This window comes from Bacteroides intestinalis (assembly GCF_003464595.1).
Lineage (GTDB): Bacteria > Bacteroidota > Bacteroidia > Bacteroidales > Bacteroidaceae > Bacteroides > Bacteroides intestinalis_A.
Genome location: NZ_QRZF01000003.1, coordinates 15,152 through 36,051, shown reverse-complemented (window position 1 = coordinate 36,051; position 20,900 = coordinate 15,152). Strand labels below are relative to the sequence as shown.

Sequence of the window (20,900 nt, the reverse complement as noted above, 5' to 3'; positions counted from 1 at the left end):
TTAAATCGTTACAAAGTAAACAAATTCTAACGACATTTGGTTGATGCAGAAGAGAAAAAGGCTATTTATTCCTCTACCTGTGCCACGACATCTTCAATCTGAGCAAGTGCTGAAAAGGATTTCTCTTTTATCTTTTCACTGAATACTTGCCCGCGTGAGTCTTCAAGCTCTTTCAATAAAGCAACAAGCTCATTGGCTCCCAGTAAAGTAAACAGAGGAAGCATCTTATGCCCCATGGCAGCTATGCCATCTGTATCTTCAGCATCTAATGCCTGCCGCAAACGATCAGCATTCAGGCGTGTTTCTGTGACAAAACTTTCCAGGATAGATTTTGCCGCATCAGAATCATCACCTGAGAAAGCAGTGAGAGCAGCGAAGTTTAATGCAGAAACAGAAACTGCTTCAGTTGCAATCCTATCCGTCTGTACAGCATCCGCTTCTACATGATTCTGCGGAGTAACAAGACCTGTTTCTCTTTTTTCAATATCCAATTCAGCAAACAGTTCATTCACCATAAATGGTTTGTGCAAGCTTCCGGCAAAACCATGTTTCAGAAACTCTTCACGTTGCATATCACTACGGGCAGTCACAGCAATCACGGGTATAGTCTTAGCTTGCGGAATATTCGAAGCACGCAACAGGTTCAGCAAGTCGAAACCATTCATGGCGGGCATTTGCACATCGGTAAGCAATACATCGAAAGTATCGGTACGGAGGGCTTCCAATAATTCATCCAATTGCAGACAAGCAACAGAAGTGATGCCACTCTGTGCAAGCATAGCAGAAGTGAGAGTGAGCTGGATACGGTCGTCATCAATCAAGAGGATGTGCAAAGCAGTAGTTTGAACAGATGAAGAGGATGAATTCTCATTCTTCTGTTCATTCACTTCGGAAATGTCATTCAAAGCCACCGGATACAAAGGTACCCGCAACGTAAACGTACTCCCCTTTCCGAGCACACTATCCACTTCGATATGCCCTTCCAGCAGTTGCACCAGCATACGGACAATAGATAATCCCAAGCCGAATCCTTCCTCTCCCTGTGCTCCCGGCAAACGGGTAAATTCCTGGAAGATACGTTCACGATCACCGGGTTCCATTCCCTTTCCCGTATCGATAACAGAAAGCTTCAAGTGATTTCCGGAGAAAGCCGGATCACCTTTCGGCACAAAACTGGCAGTCAGCGTAATGCCCCCCTCCGAAGTAAACTTCACTGCATTGGAAAGCAAGTTATTCACAATCTGACGCAAGCGTAAAGGGTCACTGATGAAAGTTCCTTTCAGTTCGGGATCTATCTCACATTTCAAAGACAATCCTTTGGCAGAAGTCAGCGGTTCAAAGCTGACGTATATTTCTTCCAGCAGGCGTGCAGGATGGAAAGTAACACGGTTTATCTCAGCTTTATGCAAGTCGAGGCGATGAAAATCGAGCAAATCGGTAACCAGTTTCAGCAGATGCTCTGAGGAGGTTTTCATGTTGTCGAGATAGAAGCGTTGCCGACCATCAACAGTGAGCCGGGAAAGCAAATCGGCATACCCCATGATAGAACCTAAGGGAGCTTTGAAATCGTGGGTAATGGCAAGCATCAGCTTTTCGCGAGAGGCAAGCAACTCTTCGGCAAAGCGGTTAGCTTCTTCCAACTGGCGCCGATAGCGGTTACTACGAGTAACATCCCGCCAGATCATGACAAGAAAGATAACGGATAGCACAACGGCACCGGCAGCAATGCCTGAGATGATCGTTGCAGAGCGATGGCGTACCGCTTTCTGATATTCAGCCTCTTCGCGGGCACGCAATAGGGTTTCCTGTTCATATCCCTTCAAAAGACTATCAATACGGGCACTCAGCGCATGATCAAGGCGTTGCAAAGTCCGCTTACGGCGCTGTATCACACTATTAGTTGCTTTCTTTTGCTGGGCAACGGTACGTAATTTTGCGTGCAGTGAATCAACAGGATTATAAGCATCAAGCACAGTATCCGTAGCAACTTCAAGGGTAGTTTGTACCTGAACGGCAGAATCTTTGCGTGGTGGAACGAAGACTTCTCCCAGACGACGGAAGAAACCTTTCTTCTTAGGTTGTGTCACAACCGTATCACGACGGGCAGTAACACGACGTTGCACACGTTGTTGGGTGATAATGGTATCCTGTTCAGCTATAATCTGCTCCACCTCGCGAGCGGAAATCATGCTATCATTGGCTTCGCTCAACGTACGCAGCAAGCGGACCGTATTAGCATCTTTTTCTCGCAAAAGCCCTATCAGGCTATCCGTACGCAGGATATCGCTATTATCCGAACTCATAAGGTTCTCCATTTCCCGGTGCACGAAGAACAGGGAATAAAGCAAGACTGCCAACAGTACCACATAACCGGCAGCTATCTTCTTCTTGGAGACATTATTCATATTTATATATTATAGTGATAGGGTGATAGTATCACTTTCTTTCATCTCGTTTTATAACGGAAACGCAGCCAAAGCATAATACCTGCACTCGTCAGTCCGAATGGGAAAGCCATCCATACGCCGACCGTACCCCAACCCAGCACGAAACCGCATAGGTATCCTACAGGCAAAGATATAACAAAATAGGAAATAAATGCAATGAACATCATTGGTTTTACGTCTGCGATACCACGCAGGGCGTTAGCAAAGCTGATTTGCAGGCCATCGCCAAACTGATAAACCAGGAATGGCAGGAACAGAGAGGACACCATAGCAGAAACTTCCACACTATCCGTGAACCAGCTCCCCACCTGATTGCGCAACAGAAACACGATACTCAGAAGCACCACCGCCATTGCCAAGATGAGGTGATAACCGGCGTATGCCGAACGGCGGACATTCACCATATCGTTCTGTCCCTTGAAGTTACTGACACGAACGGCAATCGCCGCCCCCATCCCGTAGAACATCATAAAGGTGAACTGAGAAATAGTGAGCATAATCTGATGCGACGCCAAAGCAATAGTTCCCAGCCAACCGACCATGATTGTGCTAAGGCTGAATGAAGCCGTCTCCATGCCCATCTGCAAACCGACGGGCCAGCCAAGTCCATTCAGTCTCCTGAACATTTGCTTCGACCATCCCAGGCGGAAGAATCCGACCTTATATCTCAGGAACCTCCTACTACGAAAGACAATCAATGCAAAAACAATGACCATAACAATACGTGAAAACAGGGTACTGATACCCGCACCTAACAATCCCAACTCCGGGAAACCAAACTTTCCGTAAATCAATACATAGTTACCGATAATATTCAGCGCATTTCCACCAAGAAGCACCCACATAGCAGTCTGTGTTTGAGTAATGCCATCCGTAAACTGCTTAAAGCCATTGAACAACATGACGAACACCAAGGATGCGAGTAGAATCAGGAAATAGGGTTTTATCAAGGGGATCAGTTCTTCGGGTTGCCCCATATATTCCACACAGAAATAGACGACAGTCATAATAAGTGTCAGTAACAGCGCTACCAACACATTGGCAAGCAGACTTGAGCGCAAAGCTTGTCCGGCCTCCATGAAACGACGGTTTCCGTAGAACTCACCCACTACAGGCGTCAGTCCATAAGAGAAACCGGTACTGAAAATAATGCAAAGTGTAAAAAGATTGTTGGTGAAAGAAGCAGCAGCCAACTCGGCCGTGCTGTGGTGTCCCACCATCAGAGTATCGGCAAATCCGAGAACAATGACACCCATCTGGCCGATAACGATGGGAAGTCCTAAGTAAAAGAGGGCTTTATAATGCCCCTTGTATGTAGCAATTAATCTATTCATTTATCTTTCTCATAATATAATACCACCGAGTTTTCCTCACGAAAAGTCTCTTGTGCAACTGTCTTCAGACGTTCTGCCGTCACTGCGCGATACCGTTCTACCTCACGGTCTATATCCTCTGCCTGTCCGGTCAATTCGAACCATGCCAGATTTGTGGCTACATTCAGGTAATTGATATTCCCGAATATCTGGGTGGATTCAAACTTATTCTTTACTTTCTCCAATTCCTGTTCTTCTATCGCCACTTGCTGTAACTCCTGCAACTCTTTACGTACAGCGGCCTCAGCCTGTTCCAGTGGCACTCCGGCTGACGGTTTTCCGCTGATATGCAACAATCCCGCGTCACGCGTTCCCGAAACATAAGCATCTATGCCGGAGAACAATTTCTGTTCCTGCACCAACCGACGGTTCAAGCGACTGGAGCGTCCGTTGCTAAGGATATCTGAAAGGATGTCAAAAGCGTAATAATCAGGATGCTCGCGACTACACATATGAAAAGCCATAAACAGCGCATCCAAGGGAACAGGACGTTTCACTACCTGCCTGCGTTCCTTCATCTGTACGGGTTCCTGCGGCAATTGTCGCACAGGCACATCCCTGCGGGGAATCGGGCCAAACCACTTTTCTGTCAATCGGATAGCTTCTTCCCACGATATATTTCCGGTAATGGCAAGCACAGCATTATTAGGTGCATAAAAGCGGTAGAAGAATGACTTCACTTCCTCCAGTGTAGCTTGTTCGATGTGCGATAAATCCTTTCCGATGGTAGGCCAGCGGTACGGATGCACCTCGTAAGCCAACGGACGGATAAGATGTCCCACATCTCCGTAAGGCTGGTTCAGACAACGTTGTTTGAACTCCTCCATGACCACACCGCGCTGCACTTCAAGGCTTTGTTCACTGAATGCCAGTTCCATCATACGGTCGGACTCCAGCCAGAAGCCAATCTCTACATTCGACTTGGGAACGGTGAGGTAATAGTTTGTAATGTCATTGTTCGTCCAGGCATTGTTTTCGCCACCTGCCGACTGCAAAGGGGCATCATAGTCAGGTATATTCACAGAACCGCCAAACATCAGATGTTCGAACAGATGGGCAAAGCCGGTATGTTCGGGATGTTCGTCCCGGGCACCTACATCATAAACGATGTTCAGTGCTACCATCTGAGTGCTGAGATCTTCATGATGCACCAGTCGCAGACCGTTATTAAGGGTTAGTTTATTTATCTTCATAAGATTGGGAGTTGTAGACTGATAGAGGAATTAATTCATTTCTAGCGGGTTATGAATATAATTTTAGGCGCGGATTACGCGGATTACACGGATTTTTTCTGTAATACAGTGTAATAGCGCAGCCTTTAATCCGTGTAATCCGCGTAATCCGCGCCTAAATCATTATTAGCATTTAGTTCATTACCACCAATTTGAACGGAGAAAACTTTAGTCCAGAACCTCAACCTTAATAATCTTCACATCCTCTTCCGGGCGGTCGCTACGATCAGTCTTCACCTGCTGTATCTTATCCACTATATCCATACCTTCAATCACCTCGCCGAATACAGTATACTCACCATCCAAGTGTGGAGTCCCCCCCACCGTCGTGTAAGCCTTCACCTGCTCCGGTGTAAAGTGGAATTCCGGTTGCTTGGCAACTTCCGCCTCAGCCTGTGCAAACAGTGAATCCTGCAAGTTCATCAAGCCGTCCTGGTCGTTCTCCTTACGCATCTTGTAGATTTCCTTCATGTGCTTCTGCGCCAAAGCATTGAACACCGTCGTCAAGCGGTTCTGATTCATCTGATTCTCCATACCCAGCAACGTAGTGTCATTATACACCTTACCCGTCACAATGTAGAACTGGCAACTGGATGATTCCTTCTTCGGATTCACGTTGTCACCCTGACGTGCAGCGGACAACGCACCTTTCTTATGGAAATACTTCGGATAAACAAACTCAGCCGGAATTGTATAACCTACATCCCCCGAGCCCAGCATCTTTCCTTTCGGAGCGTTCTTTGACTCCGGGTCACCTGCCTGTATCATAAAATCCTTGATGACACGGTGGAACAATGTACCTTCGTATGTACCCTCTTCCGCCAGTTTGATGAAGTTATCACGATGTTGCGGCGTCTCATTATACAGTTTCACGATAATGTCACCCGCAGTTGTTTCGATCTTCAATTTAGTTTCCTGATCCATGTTTCTATCTTTCTTTTGTCCCGATTGGCAGGCTGTAACGCTGCAAATCAGTATGGTTAATAATACGATGAAATTCCTCTTCATAACGCTTTTTATTTAAATTAAGTTTGCAAATATACGATTTTCAGACAAATCGGTTTACCTTTGTGTCTTAAAAGAGACAAAAGATAAGGCAATGAAATCTATACTCATCGTTGAAGACGACATTACTTACGGTATGATGCTGAAGACCTGGTTAGGCAAAAAAGGCTTTCAGGTAGCTTCCGTCAGCAGTATCGCCCGCGCCCAGAAACATTTGGAAACAGAGGGTGCCGACTTGATTTTGTCCGACCTGCGTCTGCCCGACAAGGACGGCATCGACCTGTTGAAGTGGTTGGGAGAGCAAGGTCTGTCCATTCCGCTCATCATGATGACAAGCTATGCCGATATACAATCGGCGGTGCAAGCTATGAAATTAGGTGCCAGCGACTACGTTGCCAAGCCTGTAAATCCGGACGAACTTCTAAAGAAAATAAGTGAGGCTGTGAAACAACCCGCTGCTTCTCCCAGACAAGCCCCTGGTTCCGGGAAAGGAGAAAGTACCCATCAAAAAAATGCAGGCGACACTCCGTCTTCCGACTATCTGGAAGGAGAGAGTGATGCAGCCAAACAACTCTATAATTATGTAAGACTGGTTGCCCCCACCACGATGTCTGTACTGATCAACGGTGCCAGTGGAACGGGTAAGGAATATGTAGCCCACCGTATCCATCAACTCAGCAAGCGTGCCGGTCAGCCTTTCGTTGCCATCGACTGTGGCTCCATCCCAAAAGAACTTGCCGCATCGGAGTTCTTCGGACACGTAAAAGGCTCATTCACCGGAGCATTGACAGACAAGACAGGAGCCTTTGTTGCAGCCAACGGAGGAACCATCTTCCTCGATGAAATAGGCAATCTCAGTTACGAAGTCCAGATACAACTGTTACGTGCCTTGCAGGAACGGAAAATCCGTCCGGTAGGTTCCAATAAAGAAATCACAGTAGATGTGCGCCTGGTTTCCGCTACGAATGAAGATTTGGAACAGGCCATCGAGAAAGGAACTTTCCGCCAGGACCTGTTCCACCGCATCAATGAGTTCACCCTACGCATGCCCGAGCTCAAGGACCGGAGAGAAGACATCCTTCTCTTTGCCAACTTCTTCCTCGACCAAGCCAATCGGGAACTGGATAAACAGTTGATCGGGTTTGATGATGCAGCATCCCGGGCATTGCTGGAATACCACTGGCCGGGAAATCTGCGACAGATGAAGAATGTGGTACGCCGTGCCACCCTATTAGCGCAGGACCAACTTATCACGTTGAAAGAATTGACCGAGTTGCAACAAATCACTCATCCTCACGTAGGTCTGCCATTGCGTAATGAAGAAGCAGAAAAACATCAGATAATCGAAGCATTACGGCAAACGGGAAATAACAAAAGCCGGGCAGCTCAACTATTGGGTATAGACCGCAAAACCCTGTATAATAAGCTGAAACTTTACGAAATAGAGAGCTAAAGAGGCTCTTTGCAGCGTATCCCAACCGCATCAAGTCCATATCTGCTCCGTATCTATACAGTTAGAATAGGTACGGACTTGACACGGAGTTGGTACGGCGTTGGTACGGGCTTGACACGGACTTGGTATGCAACAGAGTACCTTAGTGTGGAATTTTTCCACACCTGATTCCACACTTTCCACACAATTCCACACTGTGCCACATATTCCAAAATCTTCAATAACACTAATAATCAACAACTTGCTCAATCAGCCTTCTCACTGGCACGAGCTTTGCAACTATATTTTACGTAAGCGTCAAGCTTCCTAAATTGAAAAAAGGAAACCTAAACTCTTAACTATAAAATATATATTTAGTATAACTAAAAAAGCAAATGATTATGAAAAAGTTAGTATTAGTAGCAGCCCTGTTTATGTTTGTTTGTGGTGGTTCTTTCGTGGCAAACGCTCAGGACCCGGTAAAAACTCAACAGCAACAACCGGCAACGGGAAACACTGAAGAGCCCAAAACCGCTGAGCCTGCCAAGGAAGAACCCAAAACAGAAGAACCAAAGGCAGAGGAACCGAAAGCTGAACAACCCGCAGCCAACGCTCCCGCCAACGGTACTCCTGCAACGGAAACACCTGCACAGCCTGCTGAATAATAGTAAGCACACTGCCACAAAAGCCGTTCCCTCCTTGTCTATTCTGGGGAACGGCTTTTGTCGTTTCTAGTCCCAACCCTATCATCTATCTTCTTGCAGAAACTCAAATACCTACTTATAAGTACTTCATCCCCCAACGACATCCTTAAATTACCAACAAATAGCGATTTCCTACCTGTCGCCATCTCTTTACCTTTGCAAAAAAAATAGTAGTAGCACTACCGTTTTAATATAACATCCCCGATGGCTAACAGATATATATTATTCTTTCTTTTCACTTTAGGCTTTATACAATCAGGATTCTGCCAGCATTATACAATTAAGGGACGGGTTGTTGATAACAAGAACAAGTCTCCAATGGAGTTCGTTACAGTATATTTGCCCGGATACGAATTGTGGGCCATTACTAATGAAAAAGGAGCGTTCACTATCAATCAAGTACCAGCCGGCAAAGTAAAAATCACTGCACAATATTTGGGATACGTTACGCAGACATTGGATATAGATGTACAGAAAAACATCGAAGACCTACTAATCACACTACAGGAAAGCAATCTGACGCTAAATGAAGTGGTGGTTACAGCACAGAAAAAAATAAGTGACCCAACAACTTCATATACAATAGATCGTGCCACTCTGGATCATGCACAAATATTAAATGTCAGCAGTCTCAGCACTCTATTACCGGGCGGTAAATCAACCGGTGACCAGAATCTGGCAAGCTCTGACGAACGTATCGCTCTACGAAGCGGAAGCAGCGAAATGGGAAATGCTTCTTTCGGTACTGCTGTCACAGTAGACGGTGTGCGCCTGCAAAACAACTCGGAAATGAGCGAAACAAAAGGTGCAGGCTTGCGTAATATCAGTTCTTCAAACATTGAATCGGTAGAAATTATTACTGGAATTCCATCTGTGGAATATGGAGATTTATCAAACGGAATCGTAAAAATAAATACGCGGAAAGGGAAAACACCGTTTATCATCGAATTGGCCACCCAACCTAAAACAAAACAAATTGCCATAAGTAAAGGCTTTTTGCTTGGAGACAGAGCAGGTACAATTAATACCAGTTTGGAACGCACAAAGTCAACCTCTGACTTGGCCTCTCCACATACTGCCTATGATCGCAATTCTTTAACATTGACTTACTCTAATACCCTGAACCGGAAAGCCCAGCGTCCACTTTCACTGAATGCGGGCTTTACCGGAAACATAGGTGGTTACAATTCTGAAGCCGACCCGGATGCTTTTAAAGATACTTATACAAAAACACGCGATTACACTTTTCGCGGAAACATCGGCCTGAACTGGCTGTTGAACAGACCATGGATAACCAACCTCTCACTGACAGCCTCCATGTCATACTCAGACAAGCTGTCTAAAGTAAACACCAATAAAAGTAGCGCATCCACACAGCCCCTTATTCATAGTACGCAGGAAGGATATTTCATAGCAAGTAACTATGATGAGAATCCAAATGCTGAAATTATCCTCAGTCCTACCGGATACTGGTATCAACTGGCATATACCGATAACAAACCTGTCAGCTATGCAGTGAAACTAAAAGCCGACTGGGCAAAACGTTGGGGAAAGATTTCCAACAGAATCATGCTTGGGGCGGAACTGAATAGTAGCGGTAACAAAGGCCGGGGACTCTATTACGATGATATGCGCTATGCACCTACCTGGCGTGAATATCGCTATGATGAATTACCATTCCTTAATAATATAGCAGGCTATCTGGAAGATAGAATAACACTTCCTCTCGGAGGGAACTCTTCTTCCCTGGAATTGACAGCAGGAGTACGTTCGGATATCACCTATATCAAGAATTCCGAATACGGAACAGCAAATAGTTTCTCTCCACGTTTCAATGCGCAATATACATTATGGAAGAATGCAGATAAATGGGTCAGCGATTTAAATGTATATGGCGGTGTAGGTAAATCCGTAAAACTACCTTCATTTGAAGTCCTTTACCCATCACCCTCTTACTCGGACAAACTGGCCTTTGCTCCAGGAACCATGAGTGACGGAACCACCTTCTATGCTTACAGCACGATTCCCTCAAAAGCCATCTATAATCCCGATCTGAAGTGGCAATATACCCGACAAGCAGAGATAGGTATGGAAGCCACCATCAAAGGAACAAGGATTTCAGTATCAGCTTTCCGGAACAAAACATATAATCCATACATGCGTACAAATGTATACACACCTTATTCTTATAATCTGACTACTCAAGAGCATCTGAATAATTGCGAAATTCCTTCGGCAAACAGGGTTTACAGCATTGACCAGCAGACAGGTATCGTTACTGTTACAGATAAAACAGGTGCATACCCAAGCCAAGAATTATCTTATAATACCCGCAATACATTCAAATCGAACATCCAATATAGAAACGGTTCACCGGTAGAAAGAATGGGACTCGACTGGATTATTGATTTCGCACAAATCCCCGCACTGAGAACATCAGTCCGCCTGGATGGAAATTATTACTATTATAAAGGTATAGAAGAAAACCTGATTGCATGGATGCCAAGCTCAGCATCGAATATGGCTGATGGCAACCCATATAAGTATGTGGGTTATTATGGAGGTTCCTCCATAACCTCTACTTCCTCTTCTGCTTCTGCTTCCGTTTCTAACGGCAGCTTGTCTAAACAGCTAAATATGAATCTGACTATCACAACGCATATTCCCAAAATACGAATGATTCTCTCTATGAGAATAGAAGGTTCCTTCTATAATTATAAGAAGAATTTGTCGGAATACAGCAACGGAGAAAGTAGAGGCTTTGCCCTGGAGAATGCCGGAGATTACTTTAGTACTGATTATGATATCTACGGAAAAAACAAATATGTAGCTGTTTACCCGCTCTATTACTCTACGTGGGAAGATCCGGATACCCGGATACCTTTTGCAGAGAAATTTGCATGGGCAAAGGAGAATGACACAGCGTTATATAATGAGCTGGCAAAACTCGTAACTAAATCGAGTACATCTTACTATTTTAACCCCAACAAGATTTCCTCGTATTTCTCCGCCAACATTAACCTGACAAAAGAGATCGGAGATTTTGCCTCCATTTCATTCTATGCAAATAATTTCTTCAACCACATGGGACGGGTGAAATCATCACAAAACAATCAGGAATCATCACTCTACAACAGTTCATACATTCCGCAGTTCTACTACGGATTGTCAATCAGACTAAAATTATAAGTGTTTAATTAAAATAGAAATGAAAATGAAAAAGTATGCTTTTCTAATTCTTAGTGTATTACTCTTTTGCGCAGCGTGCAGCGATGATGAGAATGATGCCTACAAAACCTACCAGGTGACTGTACAACTGGCTTATCCGTCAGGAAGTGAATTAAGTGCAGCAGAAGGAGTTCCGGTAAAGTTGACCGGAAGTACAGGTACTACTTATGATGCTAACACCGATGCCAATGGTAAAGCTGCTTTCACTGTACCGGCAGGCATCTATGAAGCTTCTGCCTCCGAAAAACGCGCTTCAAACGGTTACTCCTTTATACTGAACGGAGTTAAAAGCGGCATCACGGTAACAGAAACGTGGACTGGTGACAGTGTCGTAGAAGTGGCCTTAACAGAATCCAAATCAGGACAAGTTATTATCAAAGAGTTGTATGTAGGCGGATGTCAGAAAGATGACGGTTCCGGAAATTATCAATATGACAAGTATGTTATACTATATAACAATTCAGAGCAGGCTGCCACGTTGGAGAACTTCTGCTTAGGAATGGTCAACCCATACAACGCAAACTCTACAATCAACGATTATAAAGACGGAGTACTATCCTATGCCAACGACAACTATATTCCTGCTGGATGTGGAATCTGGTATTTACCCAGAAACTTAACCATCGAAGCCGGAAAACAAGTAGTTATAGCTCTGAACGGAGCCATCAACCACACATTGACTTACTCTAACTCTGTGAATTTAAGCACTGCAGATTATTGTACATATGATATTGAAGACTTTAGTCTGACAAACTATTACCCCACTCCTTCGGAAAGTATTCCTACCGCCAACTATTTTACAGCTTATAAATATGGGCAAGGAACAGCATGGGTATTGAGTAACCAGTCTCCTGCATTCTTCATCTTCTCGACTCACGATGTCACTCCTGAGGCCTTCGCCAGCAACACAGATTATCATTATACAGCCGATAAAGAAGGTAATGCTGTTTACCGTTGCGCAAAAGTTCCTACAGACTGGATACTGGATGCAGTGGAAGTTTTCAGCCAGGCACAACTGGCCAAGAGTCAAAAGCGCCTGACGCCTGCTATTGATGCTGGATATACAGTCCTGACCAATGCACAGGGCTACACTTCATACCGTAACGTAGACAAACAAGCTACCGAAGCAGTGGAAGGAAATAGTGGTAAACTGGTTTACAGCTATAATTATGGAACAGATGGAAGCACTGATCCAAGTGGTATAGACGCTGAGGCATCTCTGAAGAATGGAGCACGTATCATTTACCAGGATACGAATAATTCGACAAATGATTTCCACCAGCGTAAACAAGCTTCTTTGAGAGATTAATAGCTGCCTCTCTTGAACAATTAAACTACGAAAACAGCCCAGTATTGATGCTTATAAATAAAAGAATACTCCTATTCACACTGCTTAGCGGAGCTATCTGCTCCGCCTTTGCAGTGCAATATTCCGACTCTATTGGCTGGAAGAATCTTCCGTATATCAAGCAATCGGAAGCCTGGCTTAATAGCGAGAATGCCGCCGGACTACATACACTGTCTATCCCTCGTATCACTACAGCAGAGGTGTACGTAGATAAACAGAACGGAGGATTTGTTGATTATTTCCAGTCGGACAATAGCTTGGAATTCGGTGCCCAGGTGGAGTCATTCTATCGTCTCAATTCCAAAGTTGTATTCTATGGGAAAGTAGACTACCGTAACTTTACGGGCAAAAACATGAGTGGTTCATATTTTATCAATCCGAAGAATACTCCTTTCGACATCGTAGAATACACCGATGAAAATCGGGGAGATAAAAAGCTGGAAAACTATCATCTGGTAGGAGCCGTCAGTGTCGACCTCTCAAAAAAGATAACGATCGGAGGAAAGGTAGATTACACTGCTGCCAATTATGCCAAGCAAAAGGACTTGCGTCATGTCAACAAACTACTTGATATGAATGTGACTGTCGGAGTAAGTTATCTACTCAACAAACAAATTGAGTTGGGGGCAAACTATTATTATCGCCGAAGTACGGAGGGACTGTTACTGGACATGTATGGCACTACTGACCAGATATATAATTCACTGATCAGTTACGGTGGTTTCTTCGGGGTTATGGAACAATTCGGAGAAAACGGATATACAAAAGAAGGTGAAGAAAAACCATTGTTCAATGAATATCATGGAGGAGCTTTACAATTGAAATGGCACATTCTTCCAAAACTTCAATTCTTTAATGAATTTGCCTATAAATCACGTAGTGGATATTATGGTAAGAAATCTCCTGCCACGGTAGTTTATAGCGAACATGAGTCTGATATACTGTCGTATAACGGAACATTAACTTTACAAGAACGGAAAAATCTGCATTGCCTGCACATTGATTTCCAACAAGAAACATTGAACAATTTCGAGAATATTTATCGGTATAACAATGAAGGTGGAGGTATCAATAATGTAGATTATTACGGAACGCTGGATACCACAGACAAGACCACTTTGAATCTGAATGCTGAATATACGGGTAACTTTTTGGTAACAGACGGATGTCCTGCATGGGTGGCAAAAGGCAGCTTTTCTTATTTCAACAGAGAACTTACAGCTTCTATGTATCCGTATTACCGGAAACAAGATATCACCTCCACAACATTTCATTTGTCAGGTGAACGCAACATATGTCGCTCAAAAGATATGTATAGTCTATATTTAGGCGGAACATACGCTTCGGGTAATGGAAACGCCCTAAAAGACGGAACCTATGCCACCCCGTCAGAGAGCCAGTCCGCCCCCAAAAGTATGGATACGTTTCTGTACCAAGAATTCGAATACCTTACCAGCAAACGACTAAAAGGGGAAATCGGCTTCAAATACGCGCATGCAATAGGTGCAAAAGGTATGAAAGGATATACTTCTATCCGCTACGCCATGACTAAAGCATTCGACGTGGAATATTTGAAAGGGAGTCAACGCCATGAACTGACGTGGACTTTGGGAGTTACTTTTTAACAACAATAATGATTAACAATAAAACAAAAAACAACAATGAGAACTAAAACATTATCAATCGCAGCCGCCATCATGGCGTTATTCTTTATCGGAACTTCTTGCAGCAACAAGCAGAAGAATACCGAAGAAACCGCAACCACCGAACAGACCACCGGTGCAATGGAAATAGACGATCTTCTGGCTAATGCCGAGTCACTGACCGACCAGGAAGTTACCATCGAAGGTGTATGTACACATGCCTGCAAGCACGGCGCCACCAAAATCTTCCTGATGGGTAGCGACGACACACAGACCATCCGTGTAGAAGCAGCCAAACTGGGTTCTTTCGATACGAAGTGTGTCAACAGCATCGTTCGCGTCACCGGAACCCTGAAAGAACAACGTGTGGACGAAGCTTATCTGCAACAATGGGAATCACGCTTGAAAGCTGCCGCTGCCGAAAAGCACGGTGAAGGCGAAGCCGGATGCAGCACAGAGAAGAAAGCACGCGGCGAAACAGCCAATACACCCGAAGCACGTATCGCCGACTTCCGCGCCAAAATAGCCAAGCGTCAGGCCGAATCAGGAAAGCCCTATCTGTCGTTCTATTATATGGAAGCCGCCAACTATGAAATTCAGTAAGGCGGGAACCGCATTTCGGAAATGGAGCCGGACAATCCACCGGGACCTCTCATTCTTCTTCTCGGGGATGGTATTGATATATGCCATCTCCGGAATTGTGATGAACCACCGGAATACGATCAATCCCAATTACTCGGTAGAACGACAGGAATATACCATTACCGAAGTGATGCCGTCGCAAGCCGGAATGAAAAAGGATGATGTCCTGAAGCTGCTGGCACCACTCGGTGAAGAAAAGAACTATACCAAACATTACTTCCCGAAGGAAAACCAGATGAAGGTATTCCTGAAAGGCGGTTCCAACCTGATGGTCAATCTGCAAACCAAGCAAGCCGTTTACGAGAAGCTGACACGTCGTCCGTTGATAAGCGCCCTGACCAAGCTGCATTACAATCCCGGAAGATGGTGGACTCACTTCGCAGATGTGTTTGCCGTAGGACTCATCATTATTACCGTCACGGGAATGGCGATGCTGAAAGGACCAAAAGGCTTGTGGGGACGAGGAGGTATAGAACTTGCGGCAGGTATACTGATTCCGCTACTTTTTCTATTTCTATAAACGACTCAAGCTTCGCATATAGCCTGAGGTATAAACATTGGTTAGCAATCTAATTATCAAAGCATTGCATTTACCGAGCATTTACCACAAGAGGTAAAAGCATTTACCGCAGGATGTAACGACCTTTACCCCGTATTGTAACGCTCTTTACCTCGGTATGTAACGGTCTTTACCCCGGCGTGTAAATGGAGTTACCATTTGGGGTAAACAGAATTACCTACAGGAGCTCCGAGATCAATCCATGCAGCTAACGAGTAATTAAAATAGGTTCAATACTAAAAACAAAAGATATCAATGGAGAATATCATTGAATGCAATAACCTGACGCACTATTATGGCAAACGGTTAATTTACGAAAACCTCAGCTTCAGCGTGCCTAAAGGGCGCATCCTGGGACTGCTGGGGAAGAATGGTACAGGAAAAACCACAACGATCAATATATTGAGCGGTTACCTGAAACCCCGCTCCGGCCAATGCTCCATCTTCGGACAGGACATTCAGACGATGCACCCCTCAACACGCCGTAATATCGGTCTGCTCATCGAAGGACACGTGCAATATCAGTTCATGACCATCCGGGAGATTGAGAAGTTTTATTCTGCTTTCTATCCGGGACAGTGGCGCAAAGAAGCGTACTACGACCTGATGGACAAACTGAAAGTAGCTCCCGGACAGCGTATCTCGCGTATGTCGTGCGGACAACGTTCGCAAGTGGCACTGGGACTTATCCTGGCGCAAAATCCGGAATTGCTGGTACTGGACGATTTCTCTCTCGGTCTGGACCCCGGCTACCGCCGCCTCTTCGTGGACTATCTGCGTGACTATGCCCGCTCGGAAAACAAAACTGTTTTCCTGACCTCGCACATCATTCAGGATATGGAACGCCTGGTAGACGACTGCATCATCATGGATTACGGACGTATCCTCATCCAGCAGCCCGTAAAGGAACTGTTGGACACGATACGCCGCTATACCTGCACGTTGCCCGAGGGTTACAAGATGCCGGAAGATAAAGACTTCTACCATCCGTCTCTTATCAGAAATACGCTGGAAACCTTCTCGTTCCTGCCTCAACAAGAAGTAGAAACACGTTTCAGAGCCCTGCAAATGCCTTACAGCGATTTGAAATGCGAGACTGTAAACCTGGAAGATGCTTTTATCGGACTGACGGGAAAATACTGATTAAATGATGAATTATAAATTATGAATTATGAATTACTATGCAGAGCAGGAAGTCTGTTTCTACTTCACGATTCATAACTCATAACCCATAATTCATAATTAATAACTCATAATTCATAATTAACTAACATGAACGCTATATTTTATAAAGAATGGATTAAAACCCGCTGGTATCTGTTGCTTGCACTGCTTGTAACGCTCGGTTTTGCCGGATACTCGATGTTGCGCATCAATCGTGTTGCCAGCATGAAAGGCGTGGAACACGTTTGGGAAGTTATGCTGTCACGGGATACCGTATTCGTAGATTTACTGGAATTTATTCCTCTATTAGTCGGAATACTGCTTGCCCTGGTACAATTCGTACCCGAAATGCACCATAAATGCCTGAAACTGACATTGCATCTGCCCTACCCGCAACTGCGGATGATTAACCTGATGCTGCTCTACGGACTGGTAGTGTTACTGATCTGCTTTGCCGCCAACTACGTGCTGATGACGGTTTACATGCAAGGCGTCCTGGCTCCGGAACTTTATTCACGGATTCTGCTGACAGCCCTCCCCTGGTATCTGGCAGGTATTGCCGCTTATCTTCTGATTTCATGGATATGCCTGGAACCGACCTGGAAACGCCGCGTCCTCAATCTGGTAATCTCTGTATTGCTGTTGCGTATCTTCTTCCTGGCTCCGGCACCGGAAGCCTACAACGCTTTCCTGCCCTGGCTGGCAATCTACACCCTGCTCACGGCAAGTCTCTCATGGCTTTCCATTGCACGGTTCAAAGCAGGAGAACAAGATTAACAGGTTATACATTCACTATTAAGAACGAAAAAGACAATGAAACGTTTTAGTCAAATATTCTTATACATCACCATTGCATTGCTCATTATCTGGCAGTTGCCTTGGTGTTATTCTTTCTTTGCGGCAAAGCCATCGAAGATTCCTTTCTCCATGTACAGTAGTGTCCTCGGCGACTTCCTCTCCATGGGCAATGAAGATGGTAAAGGCGTGGTACGACGCGACCAGTCCGGCAATGTATATACACAGGAGCAGACGGACAGTATTCTCCCGTTCTTCTACATGCGCCAGCTTATGGCGGATGAGCGGTTCCCGGACAGCATCAATGGTGTTGCCGTCACTCCGCGCGAGGTGCAGCTTACGAATTTCAGCTTCCGCTCGGCAGCTTCGGATATCAATGCCTCCAAGATAGAGCTTTATCCTTTGTTGGAAAGTATGTCGGGACGTGTGGACCTGAGTATGCCCGATGATGTATTCCGCGTCACCTCGAAAGGTCTTGAATTTATCGGTATGAAAACCAATACGGTAGATACAGACAAAAGCCAACTGTTCACAGAGGCTATGGTGAAGAAAGGGTTTAAATTCCCTGCCCGCCGGTTGGCCGGTAATCCCACCACTCGCAAGGAGTACGATGAAGGTTATCTGATTCTGGATAATGAGGGAAAACTTTTCCATCTGAAACAGACGAAAGGACGCCCGTATGTACGTGCCATTTCCCTGCCGGAAGGCTTAAATGCAAAGCATCTTTTCATCACGGAGTTCAAGGACCGCAAGACGCTGGGTTTCCTGACGGATATGGATAACAACTTCTATGTACTGAACAATAAGACTTATGATGTGATCAAGACCGGAGTTCCTTCCTTCAACCCTGAAGAGGATGCCCTGTCTATCTTCGGAAATATGTTCGACTGGACGGTTTGCGTGAAAACAGCCGATGCGGACGAATATTATGCACTGGATGCGGATGATTATTCGCTTATCAAGTCCATCAGCTTCCCAAGAAAGAGTAACAGCATACCGGGATTACGTTTTACTTCCTCTCAGGATAAATATGTGAAGCCACGCTTCTGATAAGAGGGTAAAGCCATAAATAGAAATGCGTCAAAAGACAGGATAGTCTTTTGACGCATTTCTATTTCACAGTAAGCTCTTTCTTATATCATCTGAAAGCCTTGCCAAAGATTCGTCGGCGGCACAGATGCCTCCACTTCAATCATTTCTTTAGATACCGGATGCACAAAACTGACACGACGTGCATGCAGGCAAATACTTCCATCCGGATTGGAACGGGCAAAGCCATACTTCAAATCTCCCTTGATAGGACATCCCATCTTTGCCAACTGGCATCGTATCTGATGATGCCGCCCTGTCTTCAGATCTACTTCCAGCAAAAAGTAATTATCCGACTTACCTATCAACCGATAGTGCAGGATAGCCTTTTTACTCTTCGGCACTTCCTTATCATAAGCATAACTCTTGTTCTGCTTCTCATTGCGCACCAGATAGTTCACCAATTCTCCTTCCGGCTCCTTCGGGGCATTCTTTACGATAGCCCAGTAAGTCTTCTTCACCTCACTGGTTTTAAACATTTCATTGAGGCGGGACAACGCCTTGCTGGTCTTGGCAAATACAACAAGACCGCTCACGGGGCGGTCCAGCCGGTGGGTAACACCGATGAAGACATTACCGGGTTTCTGGTATTTCTCCTTCAGATACTGCTTTACGGTTTCCGAAAGCGGCGTATCCCCCGTCTTGTCTCCCTGAACGATCTCGGAAGCGGTCTTGTTGACTATAATGATATGATTGTCCTCGTATACGACAGTCATTTTTTTTATTAAGAATGATGAATGAAGAATGATGAATTACTTTGCGGCATACTTGCATAGCGCAGCAAAATTCTTCATTCATCATTCTTCATTCTTAATTTAAACTACATATTCATACCACCATCTACCTGGATCACCTGTCCTGATACATAAGCAGACATATCAGAAGCCAGGAAGGTAGCAATGTTTGCCACGTCTTCGGGAGTACCGCCGCGACGCAAAGGAATCTTCTTTGCCCACTCGGCTCTTACCTCGTCAGACAATGCAGCAGTCATATCGGTCAGGATAAAGCCCGGAGCGATAGCGTTGGCACGGATACCGCGAGAACCTAATTCCTGTGCGATAGATTTAGCCAGGGCAATCATACCTGCTTTGGAAGCTGCATAGTTGGCTTGTCCGGCATTACCGTGAACACCTACTACAGAAGCCATATTGATAATGCTACCAGCTTTCTGGCGCATCATAATCGGAGTACAAGCATGAACGAAATTGAAAGCAGATTTCAGGTTAACGTTGATAACCATATCCCATTGTTGCTCGCTCATACGCATCATCAGACCGTCACGGGTGATACCTGCATTGTTTACCAAAATATCGATGCGGCCAAAGTCTGCATGAATAGCTTCTACCACCTTGGCAGTATCTTCAAAATTAGCAGCGTTTGAAGCATAACCTTTAGCTTTCACGCCCATTGCTTCAATTTCCTTTGCCGTATTCTCTGCATTTTCATCAATCACCAGGTCAGTGAATGCGATATTTGCTCCTTCAGAAGCGAACTTTAATGCGATAGCCTTACCGATACCGCGTGCAGCACCAGTTACAATGGCTGTTTTTCCATCTAATAATCCCATACTTTTTTAATTATTGATTAAAGTTATTCTTTTCTATGCAGTGCCCCGAACACGATGTTCTCAACGTATTGTCCACGTGTTTCATCGGTCAGTTTAGCACCTATATGCCCACGTATGTAAGGCACTTCAATACCTTTCACACTGTAATGCACCAATTCGGCAGTCATGTCGATATCGTCAACCTGAAACACCCCTTTCTCCACGCCCTCACGGAGAACATCCTTGAAAAGCTGTATTTCTTTGGCATCAAAACGTTTTCGCACCTTCTCTACCCGCCATATATCACGGAAAAAGGTAGCACGGAGTGTTCCATTCCGGTACACCACCTCTTTCACGGCATCCAGGCGGGTATAAATCATTTCGATTATCTTCTGATCGGGCGAGATGTCTTTCTCTACCACCCGCTTCATTATATCCGAAAGGATGTCCAGCTCCGATTCGACAACAGCCATATAGATCTCTTCCTTACTTTTAAAATAGGTATAGAGCGTTCTTCTACCTTTCTTTGAAGCAAGGGCGATATCGTTCATCGTGGTATTCTCAACACCCATCTTTGCAAATAGCTGACGGGCTACATCCACTAATTTAGCTTTTGTCTTCGATACGGCCATATATTAATAATTGCACATTGCTTAATAATTTGAGCAAAAGTAAAACTTTTCTGTATACCAC

Annotated in this window: 17 protein-coding genes; 10 read left to right on the top strand and 7 right to left on the bottom strand. The window is 44.9% G+C overall.

What is annotated here, in order from left to right; translation table 11 throughout:
• Positions 1 to 65: 65 nt before the first annotated feature.
• The 4 genes from DWW10_RS05045 to DWW10_RS05030 form a co-directional block, all read right to left on the bottom strand.
• Positions 66 to 2,405, bottom strand: a complete 2,340-nt coding sequence (locus tag DWW10_RS05045) for a hybrid sensor histidine kinase/response regulator (RefSeq protein WP_118421436.1) — start codon at positions 2,403 to 2,405, stop codon at positions 66 to 68.
• 41 nt (positions 2,406 to 2,446) lie between these two features.
• Complete coding sequence (locus DWW10_RS05040) at positions 2,447 to 3,781, bottom strand: MATE family efflux transporter (RefSeq protein WP_118421435.1); 1,335 nt, start codon at positions 3,779 to 3,781, stop codon at positions 2,447 to 2,449.
• Positions 3,778 to 5,013 (bottom strand): M16 family metallopeptidase, encoded by a 1,236-nt coding sequence (locus DWW10_RS05035; protein WP_118421434.1) that lies wholly within the window; start codon positions 5,011 to 5,013, stop codon positions 3,778 to 3,780. Before DWW10_RS05035 ends, DWW10_RS05040 begins: the two co-directional genes overlap by 4 nt.
• Positions 5,014 to 5,220: 207 nt before the next feature.
• Positions 5,221 to 6,060, bottom strand: a complete 840-nt coding sequence (locus tag DWW10_RS05030; RefSeq protein ID WP_118421433.1) for a peptidylprolyl isomerase — start codon at positions 6,058 to 6,060, stop codon at positions 5,221 to 5,223.
• Between the two features lie 91 nt (positions 6,061 to 6,151).
• Between DWW10_RS05030 and DWW10_RS05025 the strand changes: the two genes are divergently transcribed.
• The 10 genes from DWW10_RS05025 to DWW10_RS04980 all read left to right on the top strand — a co-directional run bounded on the left by DWW10_RS05025 (position 6,152) and on the right by DWW10_RS04980 (position 18,622).
• Entirely contained in the window at positions 6,152 to 7,510 is a 1,359-nt protein-coding gene (locus DWW10_RS05025) for a sigma-54-dependent transcriptional regulator (protein ID WP_022391866.1), read from the top strand.
• Positions 7,511 to 7,890: 380 nt separating this feature from the next.
• The gene (locus tag DWW10_RS05020; RefSeq protein ID WP_021967645.1) at positions 7,891 to 8,154 is read left to right on the top strand and encodes a hypothetical protein; all 264 of its coding nucleotides are present in this window, start codon (positions 7,891 to 7,893) and stop codon (positions 8,152 to 8,154) included.
• A 243-nt stretch (positions 8,155 to 8,397) separates the two neighbouring features.
• Complete coding sequence (locus tag DWW10_RS05015; RefSeq protein ID WP_118421432.1) at positions 8,398 to 11,382, top strand: TonB-dependent receptor; 2,985 nt, start codon at positions 8,398 to 8,400, stop codon at positions 11,380 to 11,382.
• Positions 11,383 to 11,407: 25 nt separating this feature from the next.
• On the top strand, positions 11,408 to 12,730 hold the full coding sequence (locus DWW10_RS05010) for a DUF4876 domain-containing protein (protein ID WP_022391868.1): 1,323 nt from the start codon (positions 11,408 to 11,410) through the stop codon (positions 12,728 to 12,730).
• Positions 12,731 to 12,777: 47 nt separating this feature from the next.
• Positions 12,778 to 14,394, top strand: coding sequence for a DUF6850 family outer membrane beta-barrel protein (locus DWW10_RS05005; protein WP_022391869.1), 1,617 nt, complete (start codon positions 12,778 to 12,780; stop codon positions 14,392 to 14,394).
• Positions 14,395 to 14,430: 36 nt separating this feature from the next.
• Positions 14,431 to 15,015: a hypothetical protein gene (locus tag DWW10_RS05000; RefSeq protein WP_061437721.1), complete on the top strand. Its 585-nt coding sequence runs from the start codon at positions 14,431 to 14,433 to the stop codon at positions 15,013 to 15,015.
• Entirely contained in the window at positions 15,002 to 15,574 is a 573-nt protein-coding gene (locus DWW10_RS04995; protein WP_022391871.1) for a PepSY-associated TM helix domain-containing protein, read from the top strand. Before DWW10_RS05000 ends, DWW10_RS04995 begins: the two co-directional genes overlap by 14 nt.
• A 294-nt stretch (positions 15,575 to 15,868) precedes the next feature.
• A complete protein-coding gene (locus DWW10_RS04990; RefSeq protein ID WP_118421430.1) occupies positions 15,869 to 16,756 on the top strand; it encodes an ABC transporter ATP-binding protein in 888 nt (295 codons plus the stop codon).
• Between the two features lie 129 nt (positions 16,757 to 16,885).
• The gene (locus DWW10_RS04985) at positions 16,886 to 17,554 is read left to right on the top strand and encodes a hypothetical protein (RefSeq protein WP_061437718.1); all 669 of its coding nucleotides are present in this window, start codon (positions 16,886 to 16,888) and stop codon (positions 17,552 to 17,554) included.
• Positions 17,555 to 17,590: 36 nt separating this feature from the next.
• Positions 17,591 to 18,622, top strand: a complete 1,032-nt coding sequence (locus DWW10_RS04980; protein WP_118421429.1) for a DUF4857 domain-containing protein — start codon at positions 17,591 to 17,593, stop codon at positions 18,620 to 18,622.
• An 83-nt stretch (positions 18,623 to 18,705) separates the two neighbouring features.
• Here DWW10_RS04980 and DWW10_RS04975 read toward each other — a convergent pair whose 3' ends face one another.
• From DWW10_RS04975 to DWW10_RS04965, 3 genes are all read right to left on the bottom strand, one after another.
• On the bottom strand, positions 18,706 to 19,377 hold the full coding sequence (locus DWW10_RS04975; protein ID WP_118421428.1) for an RluA family pseudouridine synthase: 672 nt from the start codon (positions 19,375 to 19,377) through the stop codon (positions 18,706 to 18,708).
• Between the two features lie 104 nt (positions 19,378 to 19,481).
• Complete coding sequence (fabG, locus tag DWW10_RS04970) at positions 19,482 to 20,228, bottom strand: 3-oxoacyl-[acyl-carrier-protein] reductase (protein ID WP_118421427.1); 747 nt, start codon at positions 20,226 to 20,228, stop codon at positions 19,482 to 19,484.
• A 23-nt stretch (positions 20,229 to 20,251) separates the two neighbouring features.
• Positions 20,252 to 20,839, bottom strand: a complete 588-nt coding sequence (locus DWW10_RS04965; protein WP_118421426.1) for a TetR/AcrR family transcriptional regulator — start codon at positions 20,837 to 20,839, stop codon at positions 20,252 to 20,254.
• Positions 20,840 to 20,900: the final 61 nt, after the last annotated feature.

What these genes read in the sequence shown, in the direction of transcription:
- DWW10_RS05010 (WP_022391868.1), top strand. Translation starts at nt 11,408, where the DNA reads ATGAAAAAGTATGCTTTTCTAATTCTTAGTGTATTACTCTTTTGCGCA.
- DWW10_RS05030 (WP_118421433.1), bottom strand. Translation starts at nt 6,060, where the DNA reads ATGAAGAGGAATTTCATCGTATTATTAACCATACTGATTTGCAGCGTT.
- DWW10_RS04980 (WP_118421429.1), top strand. Translation starts at nt 17,591, where the DNA reads ATGAAACGTTTTAGTCAAATATTCTTATACATCACCATTGCATTGCTC.
- DWW10_RS05000 (WP_061437721.1), top strand. Translation starts at nt 14,431, where the DNA reads ATGAGAACTAAAACATTATCAATCGCAGCCGCCATCATGGCGTTATTC.
- DWW10_RS04985 (WP_061437718.1), top strand. Translation starts at nt 16,886, where the DNA reads ATGAACGCTATATTTTATAAAGAATGGATTAAAACCCGCTGGTATCTG.
- DWW10_RS05025 (WP_022391866.1), top strand. Translation starts at nt 6,152, where the DNA reads ATGAAATCTATACTCATCGTTGAAGACGACATTACTTACGGTATGATG.
- fabG (WP_118421427.1), bottom strand. Translation starts at nt 20,228, where the DNA reads ATGGGATTATTAGATGGAAAAACAGCCATTGTAACTGGTGCTGCACGC.
- DWW10_RS04990 (WP_118421430.1), top strand. Translation starts at nt 15,869, where the DNA reads ATGGAGAATATCATTGAATGCAATAACCTGACGCACTATTATGGCAAA.
- DWW10_RS04975 (WP_118421428.1), bottom strand. Translation starts at nt 19,377, where the DNA reads ATGACTGTCGTATACGAGGACAATCATATCATTATAGTCAACAAGACC.
- DWW10_RS04995 (WP_022391871.1), top strand. Translation starts at nt 15,002, where the DNA reads ATGAAATTCAGTAAGGCGGGAACCGCATTTCGGAAATGGAGCCGGACA.
- DWW10_RS04965 (WP_118421426.1), bottom strand. Translation starts at nt 20,839, where the DNA reads ATGGCCGTATCGAAGACAAAAGCTAAATTAGTGGATGTAGCCCGTCAG.
- DWW10_RS05035 (WP_118421434.1), bottom strand. Translation starts at nt 5,013, where the DNA reads ATGAAGATAAATAAACTAACCCTTAATAACGGTCTGCGACTGGTGCAT.
- DWW10_RS05015 (WP_118421432.1), top strand. Translation starts at nt 8,398, where the DNA reads ATGGCTAACAGATATATATTATTCTTTCTTTTCACTTTAGGCTTTATA.
- DWW10_RS05045 (WP_118421436.1), bottom strand. Translation starts at nt 2,405, where the DNA reads ATGAATAATGTCTCCAAGAAGAAGATAGCTGCCGGTTATGTGGTACTG.
- DWW10_RS05040 (WP_118421435.1), bottom strand. Translation starts at nt 3,781, where the DNA reads ATGAATAGATTAATTGCTACATACAAGGGGCATTATAAAGCCCTCTTT.
- DWW10_RS05005 (WP_022391869.1), top strand. Translation starts at nt 12,778, where the DNA reads ATGCTTATAAATAAAAGAATACTCCTATTCACACTGCTTAGCGGAGCT.
- DWW10_RS05020 (WP_021967645.1), top strand. Translation starts at nt 7,891, where the DNA reads ATGAAAAAGTTAGTATTAGTAGCAGCCCTGTTTATGTTTGTTTGTGGT.